The organism is Microcoleus sp. F10-B2, from assembly GCF_036704965.1.
GTDB lineage: Bacteria > Cyanobacteriota > Cyanobacteriia > Cyanobacteriales > Microcoleaceae > Microcoleus.
Genome location: NZ_JAUBTB010000015.1, coordinates 89,347 through 102,398 on the forward strand (window position 1 = coordinate 89,347; position 13,052 = coordinate 102,398).

The following is a 13,052-nucleotide window of genomic DNA, read 5'->3' on the forward strand; positions in this document are numbered from 1 at the left end:
AAACCAGCATATTCTGATATAGGTAAAGTACGATGATCGCGATCGCAGGTAGAGCTACCGCAGAAGGAACACAGCGTTACAAGCAAAGGCACAATCAAAACTGTGCAGCCGATTATTTTCGAGAAGCAAATTCACTTGTAGCGAGTTCTATTGGAATTGGCACTTATCTTGGCGAACCGGATGAGTGTACTGATACCCTGGTCACGGCAGCGGTAATTGAATCCGTCCAGCAGGGTGCAAACCTAATCGACTCAGCAATCAACTATCGATATCAGCATGGAGAGCTAAGTGTAGGAAAGGCTATTCGGCAACTCGTGGCATCGGGAGATGTTTCAAGAGATGAATTAATTATCTGTACGAAAGGAGGGGTTCTGCCTTGCCCAAACCCGAACCCGGCAGACTGGTTCTATCGGCATTATGTCGAGCCAAATAACTCTACTGTCAGTATGGATGATTTGGCTGAAGAACGTTACTGCATCCACCCAGAATACATTCAAGATCAGCTTAACAAAAGCCTCGCTAATCTCGGTATTCAAACAATCGATGTTTACTATATTCACAATCCAGAAAAGCAACTTGCCAAAGTCGATCCTGATATTTTTTACAAGCAGTTGCGAACAATTTTTGAGGTAATGGAAGACGCCGTTTTAGCTGGAAAAATTGCCAATTACGGTTTAGCAACTTGGAATGCTTTTCGCGTACCTCCGACTCAAAGTGACAATATCGATCTGTCGCGGGCGAAATCGATTGCCCGTGAAGTGGCTGGCAATAGAGACGATCGCTTCCGGTTCATTCAGTTTCCTTTGAACATGGCGATGCCAGAAGTGCTGCTGTCTCGAACTCAGACGCTTGAAGGAGAACAAATTTCGACGGTGGAAGCAGCCGATCGCTTAGGCATTGCTGCGATCGCCAGCAAGTCGATCTGTCAAGCACAGGTTGCTGGTAAGATCCCAGAAAACATTGCTTCTGCCTTTGGGGACGATCGCCTGCAGACGGACTGCCAGCGGGCACTCCAATATACCCGCAGCGCCCCTGGCCTTCTGAGTGCTCTAGTCGGGATGAAAACACCAAAACATATTAGAGAAAATCTAGCTATTGCTGCTATCCCGCAGCTTGATCGGGCAAACTTTCATAAACTTTCTCATTTAATTGCGAAAGAGTTAAAGCGAAACTGAAGTACACCTCATCAAATTTAGCGATGTAGTAGGGTGCGTGACTGTGAATAGATTTTGGCTTGTGTTGAAGGCTTTTTGAGTCACGCACCGTAACTTTATATCGGGGTTTTATCACCAATTTGGTATCATATCGTTTCCGATCGATCGCCCATAATACAATTGCCGGGGCGGGTTTGTGAGATTGTCCGTTTTTGGCAAATATTATTGGTGAACCCGCCCCTACAGAAATCAGGGTAATCGACCGGACATGGTATCATATCGTTTCCGGTTGTATCGGAATGATACCGAGGACACGGCACTGCCCTTGGACTGCAATTAATCGGGGTAGGGAGACGCTACTGCCGTGTCTTGACTGTGGGTAATATTAATTCTGATGCTACCGCAGTTGGTATCAGAACTTCGTTGAATCTCAGTCCAAGGAATAGCGGAGTATCTAACTCCGCCTGAGACCCAAATTGCCTAAAAACCTAGCCCAATTGTGTTAAAATTTGTTCGCTGCTTTTTTAGAAGGCGCGGAAAAATAAAAATGATTATTTTTGAAGTTGACCTTGTTGCCAATTTCCTTCTAGCTTAGTTCCATCTTTATAAATGTATGAACCTTGACCGTGTTTCTTGCCGTCGAGGAATTCACCTTCATAGCGATCGCCATTGGCGTAAATGCAGGTACCTTTCCCGTTGAACTGACCCTCCCTAAATTCGCCTTCGCAGCGATCGCCATTCGCAAAAACGTAAACTCCTTTCCCGCTCATCTTACCATTGACAAAGGTGCCTTTATAGCTATTTCCATTGGCGAACTCACGGACACCTTCACCACTAAATTCTCCATTGTCGAACGGCCCTTGATAACGTCCCCCTTCTTTAAAAGTAAACAATCCCTGACCTTGAGGGTTGCCCTTCACAAACTCTCCTTCATAGCGGTTCCCGTTCGGATATTCGCGAACCCCTTTACCGTGAAATTGTCCTTCACTAAATTGCCCCTCGTAACGGCCTCCTTCAGCAAAGGTATAAATTCCCTGCCCGTGAGGCGCGTTATTGAGCAACTCTCCTTCGTAGCGGTTCTTATTAGCATATTGACAAACGCCTTTGCCGTTAACTTTTCCTTCTTTAATATCTCCTTCGCAACGAGTGCCGTTACTGAATGTAAAAGCCCCTCTACCGCTGGGAGAACCACTCGTAAAAGTGCCTTCATAACGAATGCCGTTAGTTGAGGTAAAAGTTCCTGTACCGTCGAACTCACCGTTTTTGAAACTACCTTCATAGCGGTTGCCGTTAGCAAATTCGCGGACACCTTGACCGTTGAATTCACCAGAGGCAAATTCTCCTTGGTATCGACCTTCTTCTTTAAAGGTATAGACGCCTCGACCGTGAGGTTGACCGTTGAGAAATTGACCTTCGTAGCGATCGCCGTTGGCATATTGACAGGTGGCGGGGCCGCTGAGTTTTCCGTCACTCAATTCTCCCTCGCAACGTCCGCCATCGGGTAAAGTAATCACTGCTGCCATTGCGCTGTCAGGGTTCGCAAATAAGTGAATCATTCCCAAGTTGGAACCAAGTAATAAAGCGAGTCCAATTCGCGGAAGTTTACTTAATTTTGCTGGCGATATTCCCAAATTCATAATTGACAAAAAATTAAATTTTTCAGTTTGCACTTCCGTTTCCGGTACTGAATTTCCCGGCAAATTACTGATGTTTCCAGCAATTCCCTAATCATTGAGCCGGAAGGTAATGGACGCTGTTTTTCCTTGAATGCCAGTCTCTGATGAGGCGAATTTCCATTTTTCTACTGTTTTAATCGCTGCGCGATCGAAGTCATCGTAGTTGCTAGAAACCAAGATTGCGATGTTGAATGCCTTGCCGTTGGGGTCAACGTCAAACTTGACTTGCACTTGGCCTTGCCGCCCTTGTTGTCTGGCTGCGCTCGGATAATCAGGTTTACCGCAGCTAATGCAAGTACCTGGAGGCGGGCCCGAAGGGCGCGAAGAACCTCCCCCTCCTCCTGGATTTGTCGGTTTTGGCACCGAGCCCGAACCGCTGCCAAATGGCTCTGACGAACCCCCGCCGCCATTTCCACCTCCACCGCGTGACGAGTTCGAGCCACGTCCTCCCGGGCTTCCGCCTTCCGGGCTTCCGCCTCCCGGGCTTCCGCCTCCCGGGCTTCCGCCTCCAGGGCCTCCGCCTCCAGGGCCTCCGCCTCCAGGTCCTCTGCCTCCCGGGCTTCCGCCCGCGACTGGTGAGCCAGCCGTTGACGATCCCCCCAATCGGCCCGAACCATCCCCAAATGGCTCTGAGGAAGGTAGGTCGCCATTTTGGCTAGCGCCAGAGGGTGAGTTCGACGCACTTCCTCCGGGGCTTCCGCCTCCGGGGCTTCCAGAAGAGGCGAGGTTTCCTGCATCCCCGATCGCATTTCCTGAATTGCCACCGCCTCCTGGCCTAGTAGCCGTGACGGGCGATCCAGCCCCGGGCGATCGCTGGATGGGCCCGGAAGAAGGATTTAATGGCTCTGAGGAAGGCTCCCCGCTACCCGCCGAAGCAGATGGCGAGAGCGGGTTATTTTTTTCAGGACTGTCGGAGGACTTGGGATTTTCAGCATCTTTTGTCAAGTCTGCCGAACTCCCAGCGCCCTTGGGGCGGGAAGCGGTAACGGGTGGTTCGCTCTGAGGCGATTCCTGGCTCGCCGTTGTGCTGGGGCTATCAATTTTTGGAGCGGGCAAGGGGTTTTTGGGTTCGTTGGCGATCGGGGTTTTAGGAGTTTCTGGGGAATTGAAATCCTGTTGAGGTAGGGGGGAAGGCTCCACTGGAGTTGGTGGCGGAGTTTCTGTTAAGGGCAACTCTTTCTTAATCTCTGGTGGTGGCTCTGCCGCTGCGGGTGGCTCCTTGGGAATCGGCGGGGGTGTTACCGCTACGGGTGGCTCCTTGGGAATCGGGGGTGTTACCGCTACGGGTGGCTCCTTGGGAATCGGGGGTGTTACCGCTACCGGTGGCTCCTTGGGAATCGGGGGCGTTACCGCTACCGGTGGCTCCTCTGGAATCGGCGGGGGCGTTGCGGCTGCGGGTGACTCCTCTGGGGGAGTGGGCTCTGGTGGCGGTTCTGGTTTGAACGTCTCAGGTGGGGGAGATACCTTTTCTGGAATAACCGGCTCTGGCTGGGTTTCCTCTACTTTGGGCTCATCAAGCACAACAATTTCAATTGCATCCTCTTCAAATTCAGCAGGTTTGACCAACTTGAGGCTCAACGGCAGCGCGACGCCGTGCAGTAAGGTTGAGGCTAACAGACTGATCGCCAGAACTTTTTTGAGAGCTTCTTCTTGTTGTTGTCTTTGCGTCGCCGAAACATTTGAAAAACTCATGCCTTGTGAAACTCCTTTATGGATGGGTTGGCAACATCCTTGCTGGCTCCCCCACATAACCCGAAACAACTTACCAACTGCGGGTTGAGCTTGCTATCAATGATGAACTTACCCATCCTATAAGAAGACTGTCAACTGTTCAAGACTCTTGCTATTAATTTTCATTTATTTAATTTTGATAGAGCGAGTAGACGCCACCATGCAGCATTTCCTTTGGGTGGGCCGACGTTGCTCTCATGGGCGCTGTCAATGTTCTGATTCTGGCAGGGCCAGCTTCCAAAATGCCTTAAATGCTATACTCTAGCCCGGAATTAACCAACAAATTTTAACATTCTCAAGCTTTTTAGAGAAGAATTTAATAACATTTTCTGATTAACTTTTGTTAAACAATCACTCTTTTTTATTAAAAATTGCGGGTCATGGCTTGACAAGGATGGAATTTTGTGGAAACCTAGTTGAGAATCTTTTAAATTATTGAAGATTATTATCAAGTCCTAACGCCAATAGTTAGCAAGGAAGCACTGGCAGAAAAATCGGTCGGGATAACAGTAGCAGCATTTTGGGTACAGACGAAGATAGTCACATACAGGTAGTGCGTTTGTGCGATCGCGATCGCGCTTGAGTGAAACAATTCGCAGTCTGAATCACTTATGCCGACTTGACGCAGAAACTCTACCAGCCTTCGATCGGGCTAATTGCAGCATTAGGCAGCTTGCGATCGTTCAACAGAGCTAGCGAGAGTACAAACCAATGGATAGTCTCATTTACATTTTTCGCGCCGCAGGCATTGTTGCTTGGCCGCTCTTTGCCTCATCAATCGCAGCAGTAGCGCTGATCATAGAGCGTCTTGCCTTTTGGTTTAAGGTAAATCGGCGGCAGCGGCGAGTCGTGCGAGAAGTGCTACAGGTATACAGTCAAAACCCTGATTCAGCCATCAAAAAGTTACAAGTAAACGGCGATTTGCCCCTAGCCCGGATTTTTTTAGAAGCTTTAGAATTAGACTCGCCCAATATCGAAGAATTTCGTTTGGCCCTAGAGAGTGGGGCTCAGGCAGAAATCCCCATCCTGAAGCGATTCAATACAATATTTGACAGCATTATCAGCCTTTCCCCGTTATTTGGTTTGCTCGGAACAGTTTTAGGATTAATTACTACCTTTGGTTCCCTCAAACTGGGGGATGCCACGGGCACCAATGCCGCAGGCGTTACCGCTGGGATTAGCGAAGCCCTCATCTCTACGGCACTGGGGTTAGTAGTGGCAATTTTTACGCTTTTCTTTGCCAATATGTTTCGCGGGTTTTACTTACAGCAGATAGCTTTTATTCAGGAAGCCTCCGGTCAGCTAGAGTTACTGTACCGTCACCGCTACGAACAACTACTAAGAGAATCTAATTATGCGCCTACCCGATGAACCTGATAATATTCCCCAGATCAACATCGTGCCAATGATTGATGTGGTCTTCGCCATATTGACATTTCTAATTGTTTCCTCTTTGTCTTTATCCAAATCCGAGGGTCTGCCCGTAAATTTACCGAAAGCATCAACGTCTCAAGTTCAGGACTCGCCTGCTAAAATTACCGTCACCATTGATGCTAATGGCAAGTTAATGGTTGATAAAAAGTTAGTCAACTTAGAGCAGATTGAGAGTACGGTGCGACAGGTGATGGGTTCAAATCAGACCTCATTAATTGTGCTGAATGCGGATACAAGCGTCAATCACGGAAATGTTGTGGAAGTTATGGATAAATTACGCCGAATTAAGGGAGCTAAGTTAGGGATTGCTACCACCAAGTAGAGAGTTCCTATAATTACTCATTTGTAATTCCCTCATACCTTTAAACTGAAATTACCTCGTGCAGAGGTGCTAAATAATCCTGTAAGCCTTATTCAAAAATGAATACAGGCTTTACTACCCGGGTTTTAGTACCTCTGTAATTTCAGATTATCAGTCCTGGACGCACGCTAACCAAAAAACCCGGTTTCTCGTTGTCACGTGAAGAAACCGGGTTTTTGCGTCCAGGAATGGAAAAAGGGAGTTGTTGACAATTGACTCACATATTTGATTTGATCAGCAACGTATTATTGCTTGCTGTTACCGTCCTAATAGTGCAGCATAAATCCGGTAATTTATTACCCAGAATTGGTGGATAGCCCGGTTGATATCTACACAATTAATAAATCATATGTTTGGTAAAGATATATATTTTTTGCTACTATATTGACCTTGAAATAAGGGGATTCTTTTTATCGAATAGACTTTACTTGCTTTTGGCTTTCACGGCCCTAGATTCCACTGTGAATCCTGGAATATCTTGCAATTCTGTTGCGCTCAAACTGTACTGTTCGCAAACCAAACTCAAACGAGTTCCGGTAGTTTTAACAGCGTTGACAGAGTGAGTCAAATCTCCTTGAAAATAGACCAGCGAGTTCGCTTGTGGCTTAATCTGCCCGACTTGCTGTTTGTTGCGCCGCAGTATCAACTCTCCCCCTTGCAAGTTCGGCGGCACTTGCACGTACAAAACGCTGACGGCTGCGGGTGGTTCAACCGTTTTGCAGTACGATCGCAAAGATCGATCGATATGCGGATCGACGCGGGAACCTTCACCCAGCAACAAAGGGTTGAGGTAAAAAGCATTGCATTCATGCTGTAATGCTTGGTCTAGATAGGGTTTGAACAAAGGAAACCGCCGTTCTACTTCGGCTATTTCCGCACGTTGAAACACCACGGAAAACCCTTTTGTGCCAATGAAATCGCGGTTGAGGTTGTTGATAGCTAGATAAGGGGATGCTAGAATTGCTCCTCGCAAGTCGTTGAGGTAGTCGATCGAGAAAGCGTTAGGATGTTGGGTGTAGTATTTCAAGGCACTCAAAAATCGTCAAAGTTTAAGGAAACAGCAGATAGGAATGCAGCAATCGCTCAGACTTGCGATTGTTTCGTTCCTCGCAATGACATAATAATGTTTATTTGTGTCCGCGTACTTAAGTCAAAGGTTTTTCTTAACTGCGGGCGATCGCCCGGAAGTGTCGCAACCGACTAGCAACTGCCGAATATCAGTATACAGGCGATCGTTGTGGTGAGAAGATTATATTTGCAATTCCATTATACATGATGATGCCGCTCAGCAACCGATCGCCCATTGATGTTAACTTGTCCAATTGCAGGGGCGATCGCGTAAATTGCGATCGCATCCGGTCTCTGTTTTATCACTAATTTCTTGAGTTTGCTAGCTTTAAAACCAATGCGTGTTGGTGCTGTGTAGGAAACATCTTGCTAAAAAAAGCAATCCGTGCATTAGGTCAAAATGCTGGGAGGGCGATCGACAATATCTAACTGGCGAGAGAACGTTAATAAAGTTTACAATTATAGAAGGTGGTCTAAAACATACCAGCAGTTACAACAGTTACTAAGTAATTATTTCAGATTAAATTAATATTTCACAGGGTGAAAAAAGCAAAGGTGCCAGCTAGAATTAAAGAGTAAGTGAAAAAAAACAACTTGCTGAAACGATATGGCAACAACATTGTACGAGAAAATGGGTGGAGAATCAGCCATTAAAGAGATGGTGGATGATTTTTACCGCGATGTTTTGGCTGACGAGATAGTGAGCCACTTCTTCGATCATACAGATATGGAAAAGCAGCGCCGCCATCAAACTGCTTTTATCTCTTATGCCCTCGGCGGCCCCAAGCAATACTCAGGCCGTTCCATGGAGAAAGCACACGCAGGTTTGAATTTACAGCCAGAACACTTTGATGCAATTGTGAAGCATTTGACCGATGCCATCATTGCCCACGGCGCGTCCCAAGAGGATCTCGAAGCAGCGCTAGGTAAGATCGCGACTTTGAAAGAGGCTGTTTTGTACAAGTAATATCTACAGTCCCGGACGCATGGATACCTTCATAAGCGAGTTTTTGTCCGAAAATAATGCATAAAGATTTTTAATCGCCGTAAAAAACTAAGGTGGTGAAGGTATTGATGCGTAAGTTTTTATCTAGTGAATGCAGCATCGTTGTTGAACATCCATTTCTCATGAAAACACCCAAACAGGTTCTGACATAGTGGGTAGCAGCATACAATGCACGAGATCCATATATCCTCGCTGCCATGTACCACGAAGATGCGACGAACATCCAGGTAGCACTTGGCGATCCCCTTCACGGGCGCGAAGTGATGCTTGAGAGTTTTATCTCATTCTTTCAGGCGTTTCCAGACAACTGCACCCATATTGAGAATCTGTTTGAAGACGGTGAGTGGGCGATTTTGGAGTGGAGTGGCACCGGTACATTTGTCGGCGAATTTGCTGGTTTTACTCCGACTGGTAAGAGTTATACTCTGCGCGGGTGCGGGTTCTTCCACGTTGTAGATAGTAAAATTCAATTTCAGCGTGGATACTTCGACAAGTTAACGTGGTTCACTCAAATCGGTCTACCAATTACTTCGGAAAGTGACGGCGCAGCATAACAATCCTGTTGCAGCTAAGGTGCAGAGTCTTTGCGCTTCGCTTAGATTCGATCGCCGCCCAACAGGATCGTTTGACTAGCATTGAGAAAATTATTTTCGATCAATAAGTAGATATCGCTTTGAGCGCGTTACTACTCCCCGATTGCTCGCAGATGATAGAATTTGATATTACTCGTACATTTTGTAATTTTGCCGATCGACTTGTCCAGCGCCCTTGAAGCTGTTTTAAACCTCCGGCGGCAAGTCCACGCTGTAGAGAATTTTGCCTTCAAGGTTGTGCAGCGCCACTGTCATCACCTGGCTATCGCCATTAATTTTAACCGTACCAAAGAACTGAAAACCTTTTGTAGGAGGTAGATTTTCTACTTCTGGCAGTGACAAACTTTGGAACTTAACAAGGGGACCAAAAGTATTGTCAAGCTTATTTGGTCCGTAAGTTCCAGCGTGAAGCGGCCCGGCAACAAACTCCCAAAACGGTTTAAAATCAGTGAATTGAGCTAGACCGGGATCGTAGTAGTGCGCGGCAGCATAATGCACATCAGCGGTCAGCCAAACGACATTTTGGATATTGTTTTGCTGGATAAAGCGCAACAATTGGGCAAGTTCGAGTTCGCGTCCTAATGCAGGACCATCTCCATTGGCGAGGTTCTCAAATTTGCCGCTGTTTTTGCCATCTTCAATCACCAATCCGACTGGCATATCGCTAGCAATTACTTTCCACCTTGCCTTTGAATTCTGCAATTTTTTCTTTAACCAGCTAACTTGAGCATTACCCAAAAACGCTGTTTCTTCACTTGCTGCTGTCTGACGGTTGGTAGTGTTTATTCCTCGGTAGCTGCGCATATCCAGCATAAAAATTTCCAGGGAAGAACCGTAATTGAACGAACGGTAAATCCGTTCTGGGTCGTTGGCATCGAAGCGGATCGGCGTATACTCCATAAATGCTTGCTTGCCTCGCGCTGCCAGTAAAGAACTGCTTTTGACTTTGTAGCGGTCATCGTTCATTAGCATCTCGCCGGGATACCAGTTGTTTGTAGTTTCGTGGTCATCCCACTGAACTAGCTGAGGCACTTCGGCGTTGAAGCGCCGGATGTTGTTGTCTAGCAGGTTGTAGATGTAATTTCCGCGAAACTCTGTCAAGGTTTCAGCTACTTTTGACTTTTCTTCTGTTGTGATGTTTTTCCAGATGCTACCGTCGTCAAGTTTTACCTCAGATTTAATCGGACTATCTGCATAGATGTAATCGCCAGAATGAATGAAGAAGTCTGGCTTAAGCTGCCTGATAGTTTCATAGATTTTCATGCCGCCCCAGTCAGAATTGATACCCCAACCCTGTCCGGCGGTGTCTCCCGACCAGGCAAAAAAGATGTCGCGCTTGCTGTTTGGAGGTGTGCGGAAACTCCCGGTAACGGGGACGCTGTAGATGTTTGGATCGGCTAAATTCTGGAAGCTGACTCGGTAGAATATTTGCCGGTCGGCTGGTAGGTCAATCAGGTTAATACGCGCCGTGTAATCGCTAGTTTCCAAGGCTGCAGGTCCGATGATGCGCTGCACGTTGCCGAAGGACTCGGCGGTGTCATATTCGACTATCATCCGGGAGGAGCGATCGCACCGACTCCAAATCACCGCACTGTTGCCGGTAATATCACCGCTAGCAACACCGTATGGAATGCTGGGGCGCATCCGATCCGAGGTGATAATTGCCGGTGCAGAAGATTGTGCTAACCCAGATTTCGATCGCAGGTTTGCGGCAACAATACCGCTACCTGCAATTGCCGAACCGAGTAGAAAATGGCGGCGGCTGAGTTGGTCTTGTTTTTTACGTTTCATGGCTACCCTCATGTTTAAAAATACCGAGACTGTACTTCGGCTAATTTGTGATGTAGGCAACAATCAGCCTATTCACCGCTGTTCCTGAGACGCCCCGAACTGTGACAAGGAAAACAACTCCCACAGACAAAGGCAGGTTTTCTATGAAGTTTTAGTGTACCCAAAATAAAGGTAGCAGGCGGTCAATCAAAAAGCAACCACCTAGACTACCAAAGCACGATATTAACCATGTGTCTTCGCTTTTTCCTCTGCTAGTGCTTTCGCTAAACCAGCAGCAGCTTCAAAGGAATCATATAAACCTTGACTAGCTATTTTGTTCTGAACATCCAATGGGATTAAACCTGATTCATTCCATAATTCGGCTACACGAAATTTAGTAGCAACAGTTTATCGGAGTGAGATAACTATTTGAGGAGGGATAAAATTTCTGTGAGAGGCATAAGTTAAAGGTTTAATAAGCTTAGGTTACATCTATTTGAGGTTCTTTAGATCTCACCTGTACAATACTCGCAGGCGATCGGGTTAATCAGGCGGTGGACCGGACGGATCGGAGATATTGGGGTTTTGCTGCATGAGAGCGAGCGTGGTAGTTCAGCCTTTTGCCAGATGACAACCCTTAACTCGTGAAAGCAAAATCGATAATATTTTGAGTCAGAGTGTATGCCACAATAAGTAAGTCGGTGGAAAAAATCCTAAGTATGTAACAAAATATTAACTAACCTGATTCGAGTTAAATTTAACACGTTGTGCAGTATGGTTTCCTCTTTCTGCTCTAACTTCTACCCCATGAATTACAGCATAAGCCAGATCTAATTCATCCTCAAACATTTTTCCGGCTAATTCATTTTTTTTGATATGTTGCCACTCCAATTCAATTGGATTCATTTCTGAACAATATTTAGGCAAAAAGAAGATGTATAAACCCTGACCTTCCCACTTCGACCATAATTGTTGTACTTCAAGACATCGGTGTATCGGACCGTTATCTTGTACTATGACCCTGATTCGTCCAAGAGTAGCCGACTCTTCGGCTTCTTTCTCCATCATCTGAATATAAGATTTTCGATCGACTCCCCCAATCACCAAACCGTAAACAAAGCTGATTAATGGTTGAAAAAATCCGATAATGCTTAACCTACGACCACGACGTAAGGTTTGTTCGATCTTTTTTTGTTCACCTCGTTGATAATAAGTATAACCAGGCTCACTCCAAGCACAAAATCCTGATTCATCTAAATACTTTAAGTCGATTTCTCCCGCCGCCGCCGCTAACTCCAACATATCTAAGTCTGTTTGCTTGATTTTTCGTACTACGGGGTCTTGTTTGCCTTTATGACTTTTTCTAAGCGAATTTCCAAATGATCCCCTTTTTTTTAGTACCCGTCTTAATCTGTCGGAACTTAGATGTATTTTACGATCGCTCTCTAATTTTTGAGCTAATTGGGAACTGTTATATGTACGTGGTTCTTGTTTTAGGCATTTTTCTAAAAATACGATGTCTTCTTCACTCCATCGAGGCTTCCTCCCTCGACCTGGCAATTCCCAAAGGCTTTCCATGCCTAGCTTTTGCCATTTATGTAACACCTCTCTCACTGTTTGTGGAGTCCAATTAAAATGAACGGCTATTTTCTCAACGTACCAGCCATCTGCATTTAGCCTGATTACAGAAGCTCTGTCTTTGACTTTCTGTGGTACATCCTCAGTTCTAAGTTTTAATAGGGTTTGATCCTGTTGGTCGGTCAAAAATATTCTTAAACGAGCGCCCATGTCTGAGTTACCTTGGTAGATACACCTTCATCTTTACATATTTTCACATACTTTGGTTTTTTTGTACCTACCTACTTACTTCGGAAAACTCCAAACTACTGAACAGCCTTGGTCAATTATCGGCTCAGTACAATCTATCAATAAGACCGATTCCCTACGGGATAGCTGCGCTTCACGCACAATTCACTTCAACTGTACCAATTCCTCTCTCAAAATCAGCATCCTCGCGCCGAATTTAATCCGAGTGCGAATGTTCCCAAACCCCCCCTTAGCAAGGGGGGGAAGAAATTATATATCAACCCCTTAGTAAGGGGGGGCAAGCAGGGTAGATTAATTGTCCCCAAGTAAATTATAATAGTCGAGCGCGAGCGGAGCGAGTCCGCTCGCGCTCGACTATCCTAAGCCGTGCATCAACAATGAATTTAATTGAAGCAATTAAATCAGTACCTGACCACCGACATCCGAGGGGGA

At 46.2% G+C, this 13,052-nt stretch carries 10 protein-coding genes and 1 pseudogene; 5 read left to right on the forward strand and 6 right to left on the reverse strand.

Features of this window, described 5'->3' with window-relative positions:
• The first annotated feature begins 32 nt into the window (after positions 1-32).
• Positions 33-1,175, forward strand: coding sequence for an aldo/keto reductase (locus QUA99_RS08505; protein WP_333235630.1), 1,143 nt, complete (start codon positions 33-35; stop codon positions 1,173-1,175).
• Positions 1,176-1,705: 530 nt separating this feature from the next.
• Here the strand turns inward: QUA99_RS08505 and QUA99_RS08510 are convergent.
• From QUA99_RS08510 to QUA99_RS08520, 3 genes are all read right to left on the reverse strand, one after another.
• Positions 1,706-2,710 (reverse strand): hypothetical protein, encoded by a 1,005-nt coding sequence (locus QUA99_RS08510; protein WP_333235631.1) that lies wholly within the window; start codon positions 2,708-2,710, stop codon positions 1,706-1,708.
• A gap of 168 nt (positions 2,711-2,878) precedes the next feature.
• Positions 2,879-4,522, reverse strand: coding sequence for a TonB family protein (locus QUA99_RS08515; RefSeq protein WP_333235632.1), 1,644 nt, complete (start codon positions 4,520-4,522; stop codon positions 2,879-2,881).
• A 487-nt stretch (positions 4,523-5,009) separates the two neighbouring features.
• Positions 5,010-5,153, reverse strand: coding sequence for a hypothetical protein (locus QUA99_RS08520; protein WP_333235634.1), 144 nt, complete (start codon positions 5,151-5,153; stop codon positions 5,010-5,012).
• A gap of 119 nt (positions 5,154-5,272) precedes the next feature.
• On the opposite strand from QUA99_RS08520, the gene QUA99_RS08525 reads away from it, so the two are divergent.
• Positions 5,273-5,932, forward strand: coding sequence for a MotA/TolQ/ExbB proton channel family protein (locus QUA99_RS08525; RefSeq protein ID WP_333235636.1), 660 nt, complete (start codon positions 5,273-5,275; stop codon positions 5,930-5,932).
• Positions 5,916-6,317 (forward strand): biopolymer transporter ExbD, encoded by a 402-nt coding sequence (locus tag QUA99_RS08530; protein WP_333235637.1) that lies wholly within the window; start codon positions 5,916-5,918, stop codon positions 6,315-6,317. Before QUA99_RS08525 ends, QUA99_RS08530 begins: the two co-directional genes overlap by 17 nt.
• Positions 6,318-6,780: 463 nt before the next feature.
• On the opposite strand, the gene QUA99_RS08535 is transcribed toward QUA99_RS08530, so the two are convergent.
• Positions 6,781-7,392, reverse strand: a complete 612-nt coding sequence (locus QUA99_RS08535; RefSeq protein ID WP_333235639.1) for a 2OG-Fe(II) oxygenase — start codon at positions 7,390-7,392, stop codon at positions 6,781-6,783.
• A gap of 639 nt (positions 7,393-8,031) precedes the next feature.
• Between QUA99_RS08535 and QUA99_RS08540 the strand changes: the two genes are divergently transcribed.
• Both QUA99_RS08540 and QUA99_RS08545 read left to right on the forward strand, forming a co-directional pair.
• Positions 8,032-8,391 (forward strand): group 1 truncated hemoglobin, encoded by a 360-nt coding sequence (locus QUA99_RS08540; protein WP_333235640.1) that lies wholly within the window; start codon positions 8,032-8,034, stop codon positions 8,389-8,391.
• Positions 8,392-8,594: 203 nt separating this feature from the next.
• A pseudogene (locus QUA99_RS08545) lies at positions 8,595-8,984 on the forward strand (ester cyclase); the annotation flags it as partial.
• Between the two features lie 225 nt (positions 8,985-9,209).
• Here QUA99_RS08545 and QUA99_RS08550 read toward each other — a convergent pair.
• Positions 9,210-10,814 (reverse strand): alkaline phosphatase D family protein, encoded by a 1,605-nt coding sequence (locus tag QUA99_RS08550; protein WP_333235641.1) that lies wholly within the window; start codon positions 10,812-10,814, stop codon positions 9,210-9,212.
• Positions 10,815-11,525: 711 nt separating this feature from the next.
• Positions 11,526-12,581, reverse strand: coding sequence for an IS630 family transposase (locus QUA99_RS08555; RefSeq protein ID WP_333235642.1), 1,056 nt, complete (start codon positions 12,579-12,581; stop codon positions 11,526-11,528).
• Positions 12,582-13,052 lie beyond the last annotated feature (471 nt).

What these genes read in the sequence shown, in the direction of transcription:
- QUA99_RS08505 (WP_333235630.1), top strand. Translation starts at nt 33, where the DNA reads ATGATCGCGATCGCAGGTAGAGCTACCGCAGAAGGAACACAGCGTTAC.
- QUA99_RS08510 (WP_333235631.1), bottom strand. Translation starts at nt 2,710, where the DNA reads ATGATTCACTTATTTGCGAACCCTGACAGCGCAATGGCAGCAGTGATT.
- QUA99_RS08515 (WP_333235632.1), bottom strand. Translation starts at nt 4,522, where the DNA reads ATGAGTTTTTCAAATGTTTCGGCGACGCAAAGACAACAACAAGAAGAA.
- QUA99_RS08525 (WP_333235636.1), top strand. Translation starts at nt 5,273, where the DNA reads ATGGATAGTCTCATTTACATTTTTCGCGCCGCAGGCATTGTTGCTTGG.
- QUA99_RS08530 (WP_333235637.1), top strand. Translation starts at nt 5,916, where the DNA reads ATGCGCCTACCCGATGAACCTGATAATATTCCCCAGATCAACATCGTG.
- QUA99_RS08540 (WP_333235640.1), top strand. Translation starts at nt 8,032, where the DNA reads ATGGCAACAACATTGTACGAGAAAATGGGTGGAGAATCAGCCATTAAA.
- QUA99_RS08550 (WP_333235641.1), bottom strand. Translation starts at nt 10,814, where the DNA reads ATGAAACGTAAAAAACAAGACCAACTCAGCCGCCGCCATTTTCTACTC.
- QUA99_RS08555 (WP_333235642.1), bottom strand. Translation starts at nt 12,581, where the DNA reads ATGGGCGCTCGTTTAAGAATATTTTTGACCGACCAACAGGATCAAACC.